Annotated in this window: 13 protein-coding genes and 2 pseudogenes; 5 read left to right on the top strand and 10 right to left on the bottom strand. The window is 59.7% G+C overall.

All coding sequences use genetic code 11. The annotated features are described in order from the left end of the window. Positions 1-59: 59 nt before the first annotated feature. The 5 genes from QD461_RS20535 to QD461_RS20515 all read right to left on the bottom strand — a co-directional run bounded on the left by QD461_RS20535 (position 60) and on the right by QD461_RS20515 (position 7,331). A complete protein-coding gene (locus QD461_RS20535; protein WP_414089416.1) occupies positions 60-854 on the bottom strand; it encodes an ABC transporter ATP-binding protein in 795 nt (264 codons plus the stop codon). Continuing rightward, positions 851-1,624 (bottom strand): ABC transporter permease, encoded by a 774-nt coding sequence (locus QD461_RS20530; RefSeq protein ID WP_184705274.1) that lies wholly within the window; start codon positions 1,622-1,624, stop codon positions 851-853. Before QD461_RS20530 ends, QD461_RS20535 begins: the two co-directional genes overlap by 4 nt. Before the next feature lie 64 nt (positions 1,625-1,688). Next, positions 1,689-2,633: an ABC transporter substrate-binding protein gene (locus QD461_RS20525; protein ID WP_184705272.1), complete on the bottom strand. Its 945-nt coding sequence runs from the start codon at positions 2,631-2,633 to the stop codon at positions 1,689-1,691. 392 nt (positions 2,634-3,025) lie between these two features. After that, entirely contained in the window at positions 3,026-3,949 is a 924-nt protein-coding gene (locus QD461_RS20520; RefSeq protein WP_414089415.1) for a response regulator, read from the bottom strand. After that, positions 3,942-7,331: an ATP-binding protein gene (locus QD461_RS20515; protein ID WP_414089414.1), complete on the bottom strand. Its 3,390-nt coding sequence runs from the start codon at positions 7,329-7,331 to the stop codon at positions 3,942-3,944. The genes QD461_RS20520 and QD461_RS20515 overlap by 8 nt, the downstream gene beginning before the upstream one ends. A gap of 230 nt (positions 7,332-7,561) precedes the next feature. Here QD461_RS20515 and urtA point away from each other — a divergent pair, with 230 nt between their 5' ends. The 5 genes and pseudogenes from urtA to urtE all read left to right on the top strand — a co-directional run bounded on the left by urtA (position 7,562) and on the right by urtE (position 13,157). After that, positions 7,562-8,851 (top strand): urea ABC transporter substrate-binding protein, encoded by a 1,290-nt coding sequence (gene urtA / locus QD461_RS20510; protein WP_414089413.1) that lies wholly within the window; start codon positions 7,562-7,564, stop codon positions 8,849-8,851. A 69-nt stretch (positions 8,852-8,920) separates the two neighbouring features. Beyond that, a complete protein-coding gene (gene urtB, locus QD461_RS20505) occupies positions 8,921-10,546 on the top strand; it encodes an urea ABC transporter permease subunit UrtB (protein WP_414089490.1) in 1,626 nt (541 codons plus the stop codon). After that, a pseudogene (gene urtC, locus QD461_RS20500) lies at positions 10,543-11,611 on the top strand (urea ABC transporter permease subunit UrtC); the annotation flags it as partial. The gene urtB and the pseudogene urtC, both read left to right, overlap by 4 nt. A gap of 93 nt (positions 11,612-11,704) precedes the next feature. Then, positions 11,705-12,460, top strand: coding sequence for an urea ABC transporter ATP-binding protein UrtD (gene urtD, locus QD461_RS20495; protein WP_414089412.1), 756 nt, complete (start codon positions 11,705-11,707; stop codon positions 12,458-12,460). A 1-nt stretch (position 12,461) separates the two neighbouring features. Then, entirely contained in the window at positions 12,462-13,157 is a 696-nt protein-coding gene (gene urtE, locus QD461_RS20490) for an urea ABC transporter ATP-binding subunit UrtE (RefSeq protein ID WP_414089411.1), read from the top strand. Between the two features lie 123 nt (positions 13,158-13,280). On the opposite strand, the gene QD461_RS20485 is transcribed toward urtE, so the two are convergent. The 5 genes and pseudogenes from QD461_RS20485 to QD461_RS20465 form a co-directional block, all read right to left on the bottom strand. Continuing rightward, on the bottom strand, positions 13,281-14,963 hold the full coding sequence (locus QD461_RS20485) for a dipeptide ABC transporter ATP-binding protein (protein WP_414089410.1): 1,683 nt from the start codon (positions 14,961-14,963) through the stop codon (positions 13,281-13,283). Next, positions 14,960-15,832 (bottom strand): ABC transporter permease, encoded by an 873-nt coding sequence (locus QD461_RS20480; protein WP_414089409.1) that lies wholly within the window; start codon positions 15,830-15,832, stop codon positions 14,960-14,962. The genes QD461_RS20485 and QD461_RS20480 overlap by 4 nt, the downstream gene beginning before the upstream one ends. Continuing rightward, complete coding sequence (locus tag QD461_RS20475; RefSeq protein WP_414089408.1) at positions 15,829-16,782, bottom strand: ABC transporter permease; 954 nt, start codon at positions 16,780-16,782, stop codon at positions 15,829-15,831. Before QD461_RS20475 ends, QD461_RS20480 begins: the two co-directional genes overlap by 4 nt. After that, complete coding sequence (locus QD461_RS20470; protein ID WP_414089407.1) at positions 16,760-18,391, bottom strand: ABC transporter substrate-binding protein; 1,632 nt, start codon at positions 18,389-18,391, stop codon at positions 16,760-16,762. The genes QD461_RS20475 and QD461_RS20470 overlap by 23 nt, the downstream gene beginning before the upstream one ends. A 312-nt stretch (positions 18,392-18,703) precedes the next feature. Beyond that, positions 18,704-18,933 (bottom strand): annotated as a pseudogene (locus QD461_RS20465) (LacI family transcriptional regulator); the annotation flags it as partial.

The raw sequence follows: 18,933 nt of genomic DNA, 5'->3' as shown, positions 1-18,933 counted from the left end.
AAACATCCATGGCTCGAAGAAATCAGTGATGTATGCGGCCACAATCGCTGCCGACCGGCCTAGCCGTGCGCGGCGGCAGCGATTGCCTCGTCTCTGATCTCTTCCGTGAGCTTGAGCCGCAACGCCGAGAATTCCGGACTTGCCTTGATCGTGTAATGGCGTGGATGCGGAAGGCTGACAGGCGTGATCGATTTGATGCGGCCGGGACGCGCCGTCATCGTCACGACGCGCGATGCCATGAACACCGCTTCTTCGATATCGTGCGTCACGAAGACCACAGTCTTCTGTTCCCGCTCCCAGATGCCGAGCAGAAGCTCCTGCATCAGCCCGCGTGTTTGATTGTCGAGCGCGCCGAACGGCTCGTCGAGCAAGAGGATTTTCGGATCGTTGGCAAGCGCACGGGCAATCGCCGTTCGTTGCTGCATGCCGCCGGACAATTGCTTCGGCCAGTGATCCTCGAAGCCGCGCAAGCCGACCTTGTCTATATAGCTGGCGACGATATCGTTCCGGTCCCGCTCGGCAACGCCGCGTTCGCGCAGGCCGAAACCGACATTCTCGCGTATCGTCAGCCACGGAAACAGCGTGTAGGATTGGAATACCATGCCGCGATCGGCGCTAGGGCCAGTGACTTGCCTGCCATCCAGCGTCACCGTGCCTGTCGTCGGCTTGTCGAGGCCGGCAATGATCCGCAGAAGCGTGGACTTGCCGCAGCCTGAAGGGCCGAGGATGGTCACGAAGTCGTTGCGGGGAATGTCGAGCGTCGTCGGCTGGAGGGCTAGAGTGGGCGCGCCGCCCTTTACGCCGGGAAAGGTACGGCTGACATCCTTGATGCGAAGTTCGCCGGGTACGCTCATGCAAATCTCCATGCGAACAGCTTGCGGTTTACGCGCTTGAACGCAAAGTCGGAAACAAGGCCGATCAGGCCGATGACGATGATGCCGAAGATGATCTGGCCGGTGGCGAGCAGCGCCTGACTGTTGATGATCATGTAGCCAATGCCGGAGGAGGCACCGATGAGTTCGGCCACGATGACATAGGTCCAGGCCCAGCCGAGAACCAGCCGAAGCGTTTCGCCGATATCGGGAGCGGCAGCCGGGATCAAGACGCGGCGCACAACGCCACGATCGGACGCTCCGAGCGTATAGGCTGCTTCGACCAGATCCCGTCGTGTTCCGGCCACCGAAACGGCCACCATCAGAATGATCTGGAACACGGCGCCGATGAAGATGACGAGCAGCTTCTGCGTTTCACCGATGCCGGCCCAGAGGATGAGCAGCGGAACAAAGGCCGAAGCCGGCAGATAGCGGGCGAAGGAGACGAAAGGTTCAAGCAGTGCCTCGACTGGCTTGTAGGCGCCCATGAGGATGCCGAGCGGTACTGCGATCAGCGCCGACAGGACGAAGCCACCGAGCACGCGCCAGATCGTCATGCCGATATCGAAGGCAAAGCCTTGATTGACAAGCAGATCGTAGCCGTCCTTCACCATGGTGATCGGATCGGCAAGAAAGGTCTTCGAAACAAGGCCGCCAAGCGTGAGGCAACCCCAGGCGACGAAGAAAAGGATAAAAAAAAGCAAGCCGTATAGAAGCCGGCTGCTGGAGCTTATGGGTTCGAGCGGGCGCATTGGGTCTCTTGTCGTGAGAAAAGGCGTGCCGAAGACCCGACACGCCTGTGGATTGCTTTCGGCCTTACTCGATGAAGGACGGATCAGCCAGTTTCGAAAGATCCGGCTTGCTCTTGATGACGCCGGCATCAAGCAGGATCTTGGCGGCTTCCTCGCTGAACGTCTTGAAAGTCGAGCCAAAGAACTTCTTCGCGGCGGCCTTGTCCTGCCACGCGAGATAGGCGGCTGACTCGCCGAACTCCTTGCCGGACTGTTTCACGTCCTTGCCCATGATCTCGTAGGACTTGTCCTTGTCCGCTTTGATCATTTCAAGCGCATCGTAATAGCTCGCAGCCAACGCCTTGGCAGCGTCGGGATGATCTTTCAGGAAAGCGTTGGTGCAGCCGAAAGTATCCATGACAGCCGGATAGTCGACCGTGGTGGCGATAATCTTGCCTTTGTCGGGTGCTGCGCGAACGGCTGAGAGATATGGCTCGTAAGTCACGGCCGCGTCGTTCTGGCCGGCGAGGAGTGCCTGGGCGGCAGGGCCTGGCTCCATATTGACGACTTTGACGTCCTTCATGCTCATGCCGTTCTTGGCAAGGATGTAGGCGAGCAGGAAGTAAGGCGATGTTCCAGGTGCCGACGCCGCAACTGCCTTGCCCTTGAGATCAGAGACCTTGGTGATTCCCGGCTTGGCTGCAATGCCGTCCGCTCCGTGCGAGACATCCAGCTGGAACAATTGCGTCGTCGCGACACCTGCTGCATTCCAGACGATCCAGGTTTCCACGGTCGTCGCGGCACACTGGATATCGCCCGAGGCAAGCGCCAGATGGCGGCTTGCCTGCGGTACCTTCGCCACGGTGACATCGAGCCCATGCTTCTTAAAGATGCCGGCTTCTTTGGCAAGTGTCAGCGGCGCAAAACCGGTCCAGCCCGATATTCCGATAGATACTTTCGTGTCCGCCGCCTGCGCTTGCGTGAGGCCGGCCAGGGCCGTAAAGGCGGCGAGAAACAATGCCTTTTTCATGATGTGAAGTTCCCTGCTCTTTGTTGAGGCAGCTGACGATACTGCCGTTTTTGGCAGCGTCATATTGCGTGCGCGACTTTTTCATGTCTAGACAAAATAACTTATGACGCTGCGGATTTTGCGGGTTTCCTCGTTTGACAAACCCATGTCGAGTGGTCGTCAGCGTGCAAAGCACAACAGGAAGCTACACCGCTGGCGCGACGTCGGTTACAGGTTGTAGCCTCCTATTGCGACAACAGTTCTCCGCCAATCGCGCCTAGCTAAAATATACCCCTGACCGGCCCTTAAAGCCGGCGTGCCTTCGCCGACTCACGGAGCAACCCGGGGAAAGTACGCAGCGGCTTTCCATGCGGAACATGTGAGGAAACAGGAAGATAGAGCGGTTTGAAGCGCTAGGCTTTGTGCAGGACGTGCGCGGCCTTCACAGCGGCTGATGCCCGATTCTCGACGCCGAGTTTGACATAGATCTGCTCCAAATGCTTGTTCACCGTGCGGGCGGAGAGGCCGAGGATTTCACCGATGTCGCGGTTCGATTTCCCCTTCGCAAGCCATAACAGTACCTCCGACTCGCGCTGTGTCAGCGAGAAATGCTGGCGCAGTATGTCATCATCGGGGCGCTGATCCCTAGCGGTCAGCCGAAAGAGATACTCGTCTGTACCGATGGCGCCGAGAAAGGAGAACTGCAGGACGGATTGCCCGCCACTGCTGATCGAAAGAAGCTCGTCACGAGCGGACCCCAGCCGCTCACGTTCAAGCATGAAGGCTGCAATGTGTTTCAATGCCAGATCGAGGCCATCGTCACTGCCGGTAGCAGCATTGATGAGGCGGGTTGCCTGTGGCGTCGACCAATGGATCGAGCCATTGCCCTTGACCGCCAGCAGATGCCGGCCTGCGGCGTCGAGCGCCACCCTGGCGCTCTGGGCGGAGCGGGCGTTGCGAAGATGGACGCGGATGCGTGCGCGCAGTTCGTCGACATTAATCGGCTTGGTGAGATAGTCGACGCCGCCGGATTCCAGCGCATGCACCACATGCTCGGTTTCGGTCAGGCCGGTCATGAAGACGACGGGGGTCTGGGCAATGCCGGCATTGGCTTTCAGCCGACGGCAAGTCTCAAAGCCATCCATCGAAGGCATGACAGCATCGAGAAGGATGAGATCGGGCGTGATGCGCTCGACGATATTCAATGCGGCCGCCCCAGACGTGGCGATCAGCACGGAGAAGCCGGATTGCTCGAGCGCGTCCGTGAGGAAGCCGAGCGCCTCGGGCGAATCGTCGACCAGCAAGACTATGTCGCGGGGAAGGTTGGGCTCAGCCAATCTGTTCTACCCTTTCCGTGTCGAAGGTGCGCAGCATTTTGAGAAAGCCATCCAGATCGAAGGCCTGGACATGAGCGCGCAAGGCGTCCGTAAAGGGCTTGTTCTCTTCAAGTCTGGCGAGATCCGCAAGCTTTGCCTCGATGCCCCTGACATACCCGATTTCGCCAAGCCGCATCAGCTCCCGAACATGCTCCAAGCCAGGGCTTTTCAGTGCCGGCGGCCGCTTCGGCGTCACCACGGCCGCAGCGTCGATATAGACCCATTTCAGGGCGAGATGCAGCGCCAGCTTGTCACGCAATTGCCGGATATCGACCGGCTTGGCGATCGCATCATTGTGGCTGTCGTCACTGTCGGTCGCGGCGGCGGCATCGCCGATATTTGCCGACAGCATGAGGATCGGCGCCATCTGGCCATTTTCCCTGAGCCGGGAGACCAGTTGCCAGCCATTCATCCCGGGCATGGAAATATCGACCAGGAAAAGATCCGGCTTGATGCCTTCGATCAAGGCCAAACAATCGGGACCGCCTGCGGCTGTCAGCACGATGAAGTCGAGCGGCGACAGGATCTCGCGCATCAGTTCGCGATGATCTTCATTGTCGTCGACGATGACAACGGTCCGCCGCGGACCTTCATAGCCGACGATGCGCTGCTCCTGCGCCGGTGGTTTCATCGGACGGATGACCGCCGACAGCATCAAGCGCACCCTGAACGTCGAGCCCTTGTCCTTCTCGCTGGTGACGGAAATCTCGCCGCCGAGCGTATTGGTCAGCAGCTGCGTGATCGTCAGCCCAAGGCCAAGGCCGGGCATAGGTCTGATGCTGTCCGCTTCACCACGTTGGAAAGGCTCATAGATGCGAGTGATGTCTTTTGCGGCGATCCCGCGACCTGTGTCGGAAACGGTGAAGGTAGCAACCTGGTTGCGGTAGCCCACCTCGAAGTGAACGCTGCCCGTATCGGTGAACTTGATGGCGTTGGAGAGCAGGTTGACGAGGATCTGGCGTAACCGCTTCTCGTCGGTTCGGACATAATCGGGCAAAGCAGCAGCGCGCTCATGGACGAAAGTCAGCCCCTTGGCCTGCGCCTGTGGACGGAACATGTCAATGATCTGGTCGAGGAAATCCTGGATGTTGATCTCGTTGGAATAGACCTGCAGTCGGCCTGCCTCGATCTTCGAAATATCAAGCAGCCCGTCGATCAGGCCGGAAAGATGTTCGGCACTACGGCGAATGACCTTCAGGGAGGATTGCCGGGGCGCCGGAATGCTCTCGTCACGCTCCAAGATCTGCGCATAGCCGAGTACGGCGTTGAGCGGGGTGCGCAACTCATGGCTCAAACCCACGACATAGCGGCTCTTGGCGCGGTTTGCCGCTTCGGCCGCCTCCTTGGCGCCCTGCAGGGCGGCGTCGGTTTTCTTATGCGCGGCAATTTCCTTTAGAAGCAGCGTGTTCTGGCGCGAGGACTCTTCCTCGGCCACCACACGGCTGTCATGGGCAAGTACATAGAACCAGCAGGCCACGCCGGCGATCACGGCAAAGACGAAAAAGACGATCAGGATCGTGCGGTTGACTACGGATGCCGTTTCCGGTGAAGCGGCGCCAACCTGATGCGCGATCATCGCGAGAATGGCGCCCATGGCAGTCAATGCCAGAGCAACGGCAATACCGTAGCGACCGAGGCGTGTGGCAAGCCGAGCAACGATGCCAGCCGGCAACAACGTCCTGGCGACGGTGGCGACCTGGGTATTGAGCCGCGCTTTCGGCTTGCACATGTCATGGCAGCGGCTGTCGAGCGAACAGCACAGCGAGCAGATCGGCGCGGCATAGGCAGGACACCAGGCCATGTCCTCCGGCTCGAAGGGATGTTCGCAGACCGAGCATGTGATGGTGGTCAGGTTCTTCCAGCTCTGGCGCGGCTTGCGGGCCAAGTAATACTTGCCTTCGGTGACCCAGGCGATGGCGGGTGAGGCGATGAGCGCGACGATCAAGGTAATATAGGGTGCAAGCGATGCTGAGAGCGAGCCGAAGGCACCGAAATGGGCCATCAGGGCGATCGACGCGGAAAGCGCCATAGCACCGAGACCGACCGGATTGATATCATAAAGATGCGCGCGCTTGAACTCAATACCCGGGGGTGCAAGCCCCAGCGGCTTGTTGACGAAGAGATCGGCAGAGATGGTGCAAAGCCAGGCCATGGCGATGATGGAGAAGATGCCGAGGGTCTCTTCAAGCAGGCGGTAGATGCCGAGCTCCATCAGCAAGAGCGCAATGGCGACATTGAAGACCAGCCAGATCACGCGGCCGGGATGGCTGTGCGTCAGCCGCGAAAAGAAGTTCGACCATGCGAGCGAGCCGGCATAGGCGTTCATAACGTTGATCTTCAGCTGCGAGATCATCACAAAAGCGGCCATGAGGAGCAGCGCTGCATTGTGCCAGGGGATCATGTAGCCGAAGGCAGTGAGGTACATTTGCGCAGGATCGGCGGCGCGCTCGGCCGGCACGCCCGAGGTCAGCGTCAGGACGACGAGGAAGGAGCCGGCAAGCAGCTTCGGCGCACCGATGATGACCCATCCCGGCCCGGCAAGAAAGACGGCCAGTCGATGGCGCCATTTACGATGACCCTCCGGCGGCAGAAAGCGAAGAAAGTCGGCCTGTTCGCCGATCTGTGACATCAGAGCCAGGATGACGGCGGAAGCGGCGCCAAACTCGATCAGATCGAAGGGAGCGGCAGTGCCTGGTGCGCTCGCGGGATGATGGATGCCCGCAAAGGCCCGCCAGAGATCGAATTTGCCCCAATCGGCAAAGGCGATGAAGACGAAGGGCAGGATGTTGAGAACGATCCAGAATGGCTGCGTCAACAACTGGAACCGACTGATGAGGCGCACGCCATGGGTGACGAGCGGGATCACCATGACGGCACTGATGATATAACCGATCCAGACGGGTATGCCGAGCGAAAGCTCCAACGCGCCAGACATGATCGACGCCTCGATCGCAAACAGCATGAAGGTGAAGCTCGCATAGATCAGCGAGGTGACGGTCGAGCCGATATAACCGAAGCTCGCGCCGCGGGTCAGGAGATCGATGTCGACGCCATGGCGGATGGCATAGCGGCTGATCGGCAAGCCCACGGCCAACATGACGATACTGGCAACGATGATGGCATAGAATGCGTTGGTGGTGCCATAAGAGAGCGTGATCGTGCCGCCGATGGCCTCCAGTGCCAGGAAGGAAATGGCGCCGATCGCGGTTTGCGAGATGCGTTGCGACGAGAATTGGCGAGCGCTCTTGGCCGTAAAACGCAGGGCATAGTCTTCCAGCGTCTGGTTCGCGACCCAGCGGTTATACGCGCGTCTTACCGGAATGATGCGTTGCCGCGCCGCCATGCTTACCCTTCAGCAGTCCCGCCAGGATCACTCCGGCAGTCCAGAGGTGTCGTAACATGGATCGGCGCGACGCTTAAGAGCGCGAAGGTGGCCAAAGCTGCAGATTTCGCCCCGGCACCTACGTCATTCTACGTATGTGGTTTCCCAATGGGCTGCCGAATAGTCCCGTCAGGCAACGGTCCATCTTCGTTTACCGGCCGTTGCGGCAGACAAAAAGAGGGGAACCACGGATGAAATTCAAGACTCTCGTCTCCGGCGCGCTGCTTGGCGCCATCATGTCCACGACCGCATTCCACGGTGCTTTCGCCGCCGACGACACGATCAAGGTCGGCGTCCTACATTCGCTGTCCGGCACCATGGCGATTTCGGAAACGACGCTCAAGGACGCCATGCTGATGCTCATCGACGAGCAGAACAAGAAGGGCGGCGTTCTCGGCAAGAAGCTTGAACCCGTGGTCGTCGATCCGGCCTCGGACTGGCCGCTCTTCGCCGAAAAGGCCCGCGAACTGATCCAGAAGGACAAGGTCTCGGCCGTCTTCGGCTGCTGGACCTCGGTGTCGCGCAAGTCGGTGCTGCCCGTATTCAAGGAGCTCAACTCGATCCTGTTCTATCCGGTCCAGTTCGAAGGCGAAGAGTCCGAGCGCAACGTCTTCTACACGGGGGCCGCGCCGAACCAGCAGGCAATTCCGGCCGTCGACTACCTCATGAAGAACGAAGGCGTACAGCGCTGGGTGCTTGAGGGCACCGACTATGTCTATCCGCGCACGACCAACAAGATCCTCGAAGCCTATCTGAAGTCCAAGGGCGTCAAGGACGAAGACATCATCATCAATTACACGCCGTTCGGCTTCTCCGACTGGCAGACGGAAGTCTCAAAGATCAAGACCTTCGGTTCGGCCGGCAAGAAGACCGCCGTCGTCTCCACCATCAATGGCGACGCCAATGTTCCCTTCTATAAGGAACTCGGCAACCAGGGCGTCAAGGCCGAAGATATTCCGGTCGTCGCTTTCTCTGTCGGGGAAGAAGAACTCGCCGGCGTCGACACCAAGCCGCTTGTCGGACATCTTGCCGCCTGGAACTATTTCCAGTCCGTCGACACGCCCACCAACGCTGCCTTCATCAAGGAATGGCACGCCTATACCAAGAACGACAAGCGCGTGACCAACGACCCGATGGAAGCCGCCTATATCGGTTTCAACATGTGGGTGAAGGCCGTCGAGAAGGCCGGCACCACCGAGCCGGACAAGGTCATCGACGCGCTTGTCGGCGTTTCCGTTCCGAACCTTACCGGCGGCACCGCCACCATGATGCCGAACCACTACATCACCAAGCCAGTTCTGATCGGCGAAGTGCAGGAAAACGGCCAGTTCGATGTCGTTTCGCAGACCCCTGCCGTAGTCGGCAAGGAATGGTCCGACTACCTGCCCGACAGCAAGGATCTGATCTCGGATTGGCGCATGCCCATGAACTGCGGCAACTTCAACGTCACCACCGGCAAGTGCGGCGGCAAGGGCTCCTGATTTCCGCGGCAATGACGCAAGACCGCCGCGGGCAGGCTCTTTTGCCCGCGGCAGCTCGAGGGGACAATGATGCTCGATAAATTCGTTTACCGCTTGGCGTTGACACTGATCGCCGGCCTTTTCCTGGCGCTGGCGTTGACCGCAACGAGCCTGCGGGCCGAGGACGATACACACGGTCTGATCAATCAGCTCGGCCAGGCCAATTTCCAGAAGGCTGGCGATATCGTCGAAAGTCTTGCGAAAACAGGTGATCCGAAAGTGGTGCCGGCATTGCAGGCCTTTTCCGACGGAGATCTCTATGTCCGCAAGGCGGACAATCATGTGTTCATCGCCAAGTCCTCCGGCGATAGGATGGATCTGCTCGATCCATTGACCGGCCAAGCCGCCGGGCAGGAAGCCAAGGACAATCTCGGCAAGATCAAGATCAACAACAATCTGCGCCGCGCGGTTCGTGCTGCTCTCGGCAGCCTGACATTGATGAGCCCTGACCGCGCGACACGGCTTGCGGCGGCTCAATCCATTTTGAAGGCGCCAAGCGCGGATTCGCTTGAGGCGGTCGAGACCGCACTACAGAGCGAGAAGGATGGGGAGGTCCGCACCACGCTTGAAAGAGCAAGAGCGGTTGCGGTGCTCGGCTCGGACCGTCCGGCTGAGGACAAGAAGGCAGCGATCGAGACGATCAAAGCCGAAGGTGGCCGCGACGCCATCGGAATCCTCTCCTCGGTGTCCGTCGACGAAAGTCTAAAGCCGGATGTCGTAACGGCCATTGCCGGCATTCAGGAGCAATTGAAAATCTGGGATGCGGCGCAGAATGTCTGGTACGGCCTTTCGCTCGGCTCGGTGCTGCTTCTGGCTGCCATCGGCCTTGCCATCACCTTCGGCGTCATGGGCATCATCAACATGGCGCATGGCGAGATGGTGATGCTTGGCGCCTACTCGACCTTCATGGTTCAGAGCGTCATCCGCAATTCCTATCCGGAACTGTTCGACTGCTCGCTGGCGATCGCTCTGCCGGTCGCATTCATCGTCACTGGCGCCGTTGGCCTCGTCATCGAGCGCGGCGTCATCCGCTTTCTCTATGGCAGACCACTGGAAACGCTGCTCGCCACATGGGGTATTTCGCTGATCCTGCAGCAAGCGGTGCGTTCGATCTTCGGGCCGACCAATCAAGAAGTCGGCAATCCCTCCTGGATGTCCGGCTCCTTCGAGTTGGGATACCTCTCCATTACCTGGAACCGCCTCTGGATCATCGTCTTCGCGCTCGGCGTCTTTGTGGCGCTACTTCTTCTCCTGAAGCGCTCCGCCTTCGGGCTGCAGATGCGGGCGGTGACCCAAAACCGGCGCATGGCCTCCTCCATGGGCATCCGCACGCCATGGGTCGATGCCTTCACCTTTGCGCTGGGGTCGGGCATCGCCGGCATGGCCGGCGTCGCGCTTTCGCAGATCGACAACGTCTCACCGAACCTCGGCCAGGGCTACATCATCGACAGTTTCATGGTCGTGGTGTTCGGCGGCGTCGGCAATCTGTGGGGGACGCTGGTCGGCGCCTTCTCGCTCGGTATCCTCAACAAGTTCCTCGAACCCTATGCGGGAGCGGTGCTCGGAAAGATCCTTGTCCTCGTCCTCATCATTCTCTTTATCCAGAAACGTCCGCGCGGCCTCTTTGCGCTCAAGGGAAGGGCGGTGGAAGCATGATCACCGCCTTCATCCTTCGCTCGCTCGACCGCCGTATCAGCATCGCCATCGCGATCCTACTTGCCGTCGCAGTACTCGTGCCGCTGTCGAACCTGCTGCTGCCGGAAACGAGCGCGCTGCATGTGCCGACCTATCTGATGTCGCTGTTCGGCAAGTATCTGACCTATGCGCTGCTCGCTTTGGCGCTCGATCTCGTCTGGGGCTATTGCGGCATTCTCTCGCTCGGCCACGGCGCCTTCTTCGCGCTTGGCGGCTATGCGATGGGCATGTATCTGATGCGGCAGATCGGTTCGCGCGGCACCTACGGCAATCCGATCCTGCCTGATTTCATGGTGTTCCTGAACTGGAAGGAGCTACCCTGGTTCTGGTATGGGTTCGATAATTTCTGGTTCGCCATCCTGATGGTACTGGTCGCACCTGGCCTGCTCGCCTTCATCTTCGGCTGGTTTGCCTTCCGCTCGCGCGTCAACGGCGTCTATCTGTCGATCATCACCCAAGCGATGACCTATGCGCTGCTGCTTGCCTTCTTCCGCAACGATATGGGGTTCGGCGGCAATAATGGCCTCACCGACTTCAAGGATATTCTCGGCTTCAACATTCAAGCCGATGGAACGCGTGCCGTACTTTTCTCGGTAACGGCGGTATTCCTCGCGCTCGCCCTGATGCTGTCTTCAGCCATCGTTCGTTCGAAGTTCGGCAAGGTGCTGGTGGGCGTTCGTGACGCCGAAAGCCGCACACGCTTCCTGGGCTATCGCGTCGAACACATCAAGCTCTTCGTCTTCGTCGTATCGGCGATGATGGCCGGTATTGCCGGGGCGCTCTATGTCCCACAGGTCGGCATCATCAACCCCGGCGAATTCGCACCAGCCAATTCGATCGAAGTGGTCATCTGGACCGCCGTCGGCGGAAGAGCAACGCTGATCGGCCCGATCATCGGCGCCATCATCGTCAATGGCGGCAAGACCATCTTCACCGGCCTGTTTCCCGATTTCTGGCTGTTTGCGCTTGGCGGGCTGTTCGTGGCCGTAACCTTGCTCCTGCCCAAGGGCATAGTTGGCACCCTCGCGCAATGTTTTGGCGGGAAACGCCAGCCTGTAGAGCCATCCGCGACGTCGGAGGAAGACACCCAACAGCCGGTTCAGGCGGCGGAGTAGGACCATGATCCCGGACATCAAACCCAACAGCATGCTCTATCTCAACAATGTTTCGGTGTCGTTTGACGGCTTCAAGGCTTTGAATTCGCTGTCGATGGTGATCGAACCGGGGGAGCTTCGCGCCATCATCGGCCCGAACGGCGCCGGCAAGACGACGATGATGGACATCATCACCGGCAAAACGCGGCCGGACGAGGGTGAGGTGTTCTTCAACGGCCAGATCGATCTGACGAAAAAAGACGAGGCCGATATCGCCCAGCTCGGTATCGGGCGGAAATTCCAGAAGCCGACCGTCTTCGAGAGTCATACCGTCTGGGACAATCTTGAACTGGCGCTCAACCGCAGCCGCGGTGTCTTTGCCACGCTCTTCTACCGCCTAACGGCCACAGACCGCGATCGCATCAACGAAATCCTTGAGATAGTGCGGCTTTCGCATCGGCGCGACGAACTGGCGGCCAATCTCTCGCATGGCCAGAAGCAATGGCTGGAGATCGGCATGCTGCTTGCGCAGGAGCCGAAACTGCTTCTGGTCGATGAGCCGGTGGCAGGCATGACGGATGCGGAGACAGCGGAGACGGCGGTGCTGCTCAAGGAAATTGCCAGGACACGCTCGGTCGTGGTGGTCGAGCATGACATGGGCTTCATCCGCGAGCTTGGCGTGAAGGTGACATGCTTGGCGGAAGGATCGGTTCTGGCGGAAGGATCTATCGATTTCGTCAGTAGCGATCCAAAGGTGATCGAGAATTATCTGGGACGGTGAGATGCTGACAGTCGAAAACGCAAACCTGCATTATGGCGCCGCCCAGGCGCTGCGCGGCATCTCGATCAAGGCCGAGATGGGCAAGATCACCTGTGTCCTCGGGCGCAACGGCGTCGGCAAGAGCTCGCTGTTGCGCGCAGTCACCGGACAGCACGCGTTGTCTGCTGGTACGGTCGCCTTCAACGGCGCCGCGCTGAATGGCATGGCGCCTTTCGCCCGTGCCAAACAGGGGATTGGCTATGTGCCGCAAGGACGCGAGATCTTTCCTCTACTGACCGTGAAGGAGAATCTGGAGAGTGGCTATGCGCCGCTCGCTCGCCGCGACCGCAATATTCCCGACGACATCTACAGTTTGTTTCCTGTGCTGAAGTCCATGCTGTCTCGGCGCGGCGGTGATCTCTCGGGCGGCCAGCAGCAGCAGCTGGCAATCGGTCGGGCAATGGTGACACGCCCGAAAATCCTGGTGCTGGACGAACCGACCGAAGGCATCCAGCCGTCGATCATCAAGGATATCGGCCGGGCGATCCGCTATCTCAGGGATTCAACCGGCATGGCGATCCTGCTGGTCGAACAATATCTCGACTTCTGCCGCGAGCTTGCCGATTACGTCTACATCATGGATCGCGGCGAGATCGTGCACGAGGGACCGGCGGAAACGCTGGATACGCCGGAGGCTCGGCGGCATCTGACCGTTTGATTGGCTGCAAGCGCCATTTGAGCGCAACCTCCATTCGAACGCGCCACCAGATTCAAACAGATGCCGCCCAATATCATTGGAACGCCGTCCCATCGCTCCGCAGGTGCCAGCGGACGAAATGTTCTAGGCTCCGCGGAAATTCGGCACGGATGCGATGAGTTCGCGTGTGTACGGGTGTTGCGGGCGACTGAAAACCTCGGCGACCGATCCAGCCTCGACAATAGCTCCATCCTTCATCACGGCAATTCGGTGGCTTACATGCTGGATAACGCCCAGATCATGTGAGATGAAGATCATCGACAAGCCCAGCCTTGCCTGGAGATCGACGAGCAGATCCAGAACTTGCGCCTGGGTCGTGACATCGAGGGCGGAGACCGGTTCATCACAGATCAAAAGCTTCGGCGAGGCAGCGATCGCCTGCGCGATCGACACACGCTGGCGCTGGCCTCCCGAAAGAGCCGCCGGTCGACGGGCTAGCAGCTCTCGCGGCAGGCCGACCAGTTCCATCAACATCTCGATTCTCTCCTCACGTCCTGCTTTGTCCAACTCTGTATAGAGCCGCAGTGGCTGACCGATAATGCGCTCGACCGTGAAGCGTGGATTGAATGAGCTGAGCGGATCCTGAGCTATGGTCTGGATGCCCGCTCTCCGAGGCCGCCGCGCTCGCTCAGAGAGCATGCTCCACGGGTGCCCATCGAAGAATATCTGCCCGCTATCGGGTTGCTGCAGCGCAAGAGCAAGCTTGCCCAGCGTCGTCTTGCCCGAACCCGATTCTCCGACGATGCCGAGTGTCTCGCCGTGATCGATATGAAGCGATACATTGCTGACAGCCTGCAGACGGCTGCCGTCCGGACGCCTAAAGCTCATGGAAACCTCACGGATCTCCAAAAGGTGTTGATCCGTGGCGACGATCCGGCGGGCCGGCAAGGATCTATCCGGTTCGCTCAGACGCTGACCGCGATTGGCGGCAGTCGGCACCGCTGCGAGCAGACGTCGCGTATACTCATGCTGCGGATCCGCCAAAACGCCGTGCGCAGACCCAATTTCCAGCAGCCGGCCTTTGCGCATGACCGCAACGCGATCTGCGAGTTGTGCGGCAACGGAAAGATCATGGGTAATCAGGAGAATGCCGTGACCGGCTGCAGCCAGTGCCTTGAAGATGGCCAGGACCTTTTTCTGAACGCTCACATCCAGCGCCGTCGTTGGCTCGTCGGCGACCAGCAGCCTTGGTTGAGCTGCAAGCGCCGAGGCGATCAAGGCCCTCTGGCGCAAACCACCTGAGAGTTCATTCGGGTATTGTCCGACGCGTGTCGCCGGCTCGGGAATACCGACACGCGCCAACAGTTCCAATACTTGCTGCGATACGAGCCCTCGCGAGGACAAACCATGCGTCAGGATCGGCTCGGCGATCTCGCGGCCGATCGTTCTCAGTGGATCCAGCGAGACCAATGCGTCCTGGAGAATGAAACCGATTTCGCGGCCGCGCACCGCACGCCAATCCTTCTCCCGCAATCCCAGAAGGTTCAGTCGCCGACCTTCGCGAGCCGTCAGTTCCATCCTGTTGGCCTCAACGTTTGCCCGCGATCCCGCCAGGCCAACGATGGCACGCGCCGTCACCGACTTCCCCGATCCGGACTCGCCAACCAGGGCCAAAATCTCGCCGGCCGCTATGTCCAGAGACAAGTCGCGAACCGCATCCACCCTGCCCTGCGGTGTCGAGAATGCGACACTCAGACTGCTCACCGCAAGCAGCGGCGGCTTGGCGGACGAGGGAAGGAAGGTCTGCGAACCGGTTTGGATATTCATCGCACATCGCCCGTTGCAAGAATTGTTTGCAGCCGCCGTCCGAGCAACGTGATCGAGATTACCGAAACCGCGACCACGCTTGCGGGCAGCAGGCTCGTCCAGGGCGCTATGTCGAGGAAGTTGCGGCCATTGGCCAGAAGCGCACCCCATTCAGCGGCCGGTGGCACGACGCCGAGGCCGAGGAAGCTCAGTGCAGACGCCGACAGGACCGAGCTGCCGACACCGATGGTCGCGAGGATAAGCAACGGCCGGATGGAATTCGGCACGATATGCTGGCGAATGATGGTCCAGGGATGTTCGCCCAGCGCGACTGCATGCTCCACATAGCCCGACAGCTTGACCTGAAGCACCTGGGAACGAATGAGCCGCGCATAGGTAGCCATGCTGGAAAGCCCGACCGCCAGCAGAGTGTTGGCAGGCCCGCGACCGAGGACGGCGATGACGAGCAGCGCCAGCAGCATTTCGGGGAAGGCCAGCAGGATATCGATGAGGCGCAGCAGGGGTCTGGCGATCACCTTCGGTGCCAGCGCCGCCAATGTGCCCAAGAGAATACCGCCGAGACTGGCGATCAGTGTCGCACCGATGCCGATGCTGAGGGATTGCGAGGTGCCGTAGATCACGCGGGAGAAGAGATCGCGCCCGAGCTCATCGGTGCCGAACCAATGCGTCGTGTCTGGCGCCGACAATATCGCATCCGGATCGACCGCTTCGGGATCGAAATGGCAAAACCAATGCGGCGCCCATACCGCGAGGCCAAGAATGATCACAAAGGCCAATGGTATGAGCAGGCCGGCAGACAGCCACGGACGCCGTCTGCTTTCCGCGCGGCGCAAAGGCGCTGCATCTTCGAATAGGCTGGCATTCGTCATAAGCCTCTCCTGCGCAGACGCGGATCGATCATCAGATAGATGCCATCGACCAAAAGGTTGACGATGACGAAAATGAGCGCGGATAGCATGACCAATCCGAGGATGAGCGGCATGTCACGCGTCTTGATCGCCAGAAGCGTGATCTGTCCGATCCCTGAGCGGCCAAAGACGGTCTCGGTGAGTATCGAACCGCCGAGCGTACCCGCTAGTAGCGTGCCCGCCAGTGTCGACGCCGCGAGCGCTGCGTGTCGCAATCCGTGCCTGACGCGCAGGATGGTTTCGCCGACACCGCGCGCCCTTACGGTCAGCGCGAACGGTTGTGAAAGCGCCTCTTCCAGGCCATCCCGCAATACCTGACTCAAGAGCGCCGCCAGGGGCAGGCTCAGGCCCACCGCCGGCAGCACCAAGGCGGCGAGCCCGTCATTGCCGGTCACCGGGAACCATTGCAGGTTGAAACTGAAGATGGTGAGCAGAACGATGCCGATCCAATAGACCGGCGTGCTCAGCAGGATCAACTCCACGCCCGAAGAAAACCTCGCCAGGTTTCGACGGCGACCTGCGGTCGCCAAGGCAACCCCGATCGCCAATAGAAGCGCGAGAAGGATGGCGCTGCTGGCAAGCTGCAATGTCGGCCCAGCCGCCTCCCAGATCACCCGGCCCACGGGTTCGCGGTACTGATAGCTTTGACCGAAATCACCGATGACAGCCTTGCCGATGTAGTGGATGTATTGAACGGCAAGCGGCTGATCCAATCCATATTCATGCACCAGCGCAGCGCGCTCGGCCTCCCCGAGGACGTTCTCTCCGCCAGCCAATATCGACACCGGATCACCGGGGATGAGCTTGACGGCGGCAAAGGCGATCGTTGCCGCGCCCCAAAGCACGGCAACGATCAGGCCGGCCCGCCGCACAGCGATCCGGAGGAATCTATTGATCCAGCCAGGCATCATAGAAGTTCGGTTTCGCGTTGGTGGCCCAGGAGATGCCGTGAAGCGCCTTGGCTGCACCGAGTTGATAGGCGACAACGAAGAGCGGCACCGCATAGGCTTGCTCGATGATCTCCTTCTGCACGTCCGCATAAAGCTGCTTGCGTTCGGCGTCCGTCGCTCCGACGGCCTTGTTCAGCTTCTCATCCAGGCTCTTGGTCCGAGAGGCGTTCTGGCCGCCCGGGGGGATGTAGGCGGAATGAAACACCGTGCGCAGAATGTCCGGTTCGGCGCGCACATAGAAAAACGAGACGAGATCGTAATCATTGGTGTTAAGGTGGGCCGTCCAGCCACCGGCATCGACCGGATCGAGCTGAAGATCGAAGCCCGCCTGCTTCACCTGATATTGAACAGCCTGCGCGAGGGTGACCTCGGATGCACTGGTGGAGCCGGTGTCGTAGACATAATGCAGGCTCAGCCGCGCACCGTCCTTTCTGCGTATTCCATCGTCATCCCTCTGCGACCAGCCTGCCTCGTCCAGCAGATGGTTCGCCTTGCCGAGATCAAAGCCCCATTTGCTTGGGATATCGCGATCGTAATAGAGCGTCGAAGGCCCAAGGATGTTGTCAGCCGGCTTCAACGTGCCGAAATAGGCTGCCTTCACGGCGGCCGGGCCATTGACGGCGGCTTGAAATGCCTGGCGCACCCTCAGATCCTGAAACGGCCCTTTGGACGTGTTGAGGAAATAGGCGCTGTTGATCCCCGGATTTTCCCGGGTGACGACCTGCAACTTGCCATTGCCTTGCACCGATCGATAATTTGCCGGTGGCACGGCGTCGATTGCCTGCAGTTGCCCGCTTGCCAGAGCGCCCAGCCGCACCGACGCTTCCGGCAGGTATTTGAAGACGATCTGCTCGAAATGAGCCGGCCCCTTGTGCTTGGCATAACCAGGCCCCCAATCATAGTCGGCTCGCCGCGCAAGCTTGCTGCCGCTACCCTTGGTGAAATTGTCGAGGACGTAGGGGCCGGAGCCAATGACCGTGTTCGTCGTGCTCTGCACCTTCTGTAGATAGGTCGGCGACTGAATACCGAGATAAGGAAGGCTCAATCCCTGCAATAGTGGCGCAAAAGATTCTCGATAGCGGATCACGAGCGTCAGGCGATCCGGCGCCTCGATCTTGTCGATCGGTCCGAGCAGCGATTTAGCGTAGCTCGACACTGTCTTCGGGTCGAGGATGCGCTCGAAATTGAATTTGACGGCAGCGGCATCAAGCGGCGTCCCGTCGCTGAAGGTTACCCCTTGACGCAGATGGAACGTGTAGACGGTGTTGTCGGGGTTGATCTCCCATCGCTCGGCAAGCCAGGGCGTGAAGCTGTTGTCCTCGGCCTGTCCGACGAGGGAATCGACGAGGTTGCGAGCGATGACGGCGGTGATCGAACTGCCTGTGATGGACGGATCGATGATCGACGTGTCGGTTGCCAATCCCACATTGAGGATGCCGCCATCGACGGGCTTTGTATCGTCCGATGCAGCATTGGCCGCGGTACCGATTGAGGCCCAAAAAGATAAAGCCAGTGCGATGCTGAAACCACCCCGCCTTTTCCCATGTATGTTCAAAGAGTTTCTATCCATATCCCGTCCCTGATTTCGATCACGGTCAAGTCTGTCACTTGACCGGAGACCGCATCCCAATGAGGCTCGACGGAAATAATATTGTCTATAATTTTAGTAGACTAAAGGCATTCTGGTTCGTTTAGAGCTGAGCTGGAAAAATTCCGTTTCATGGCTAAGACTTCAAACGAGAGGGTGTACCTGCTGTTTCTGCGCAGACGATCGCCAGCCAACTAGCAGACGACGACATTGCGAGAGTCCTGTTAAAGCAGGTCACACCCTGAGCGCCAACAGAACTGAGGCATCGCGCGAATGCGGAGCATGTCTCTAGGATCAGCGTTTTGGTGTGACGCGATCGTCGGAGCGTTCGATGAGCCTGGGCATGATGAGGGCTTGCAGTGCCTCGGGCGGTTCGCCTTCCATGCGGCGCAGGATGTAGCTGCCCAGAAGCTCGCTCGGCTCGTGGATCGGCAGGAAATAGGTGGTGATCGGCGGCGCGAAATACTGGCTGACATTGAGATCGTCGGTCGCATTGATCACCGCATCGCGGCCATGCACCAGAC

Origin of the sequence: Rhizobium sp. BR 314, from assembly GCF_047445805.1 — a bacterium.
Taxonomy (GTDB): Bacteria; Pseudomonadota; Alphaproteobacteria; order Rhizobiales; family Rhizobiaceae; genus Rhizobium; species Rhizobium lusitanum_B.
The sequence above is the reverse complement of the archived record's forward strand: the minus strand, read 5'-3'. Positions and strand labels throughout refer to the sequence as shown.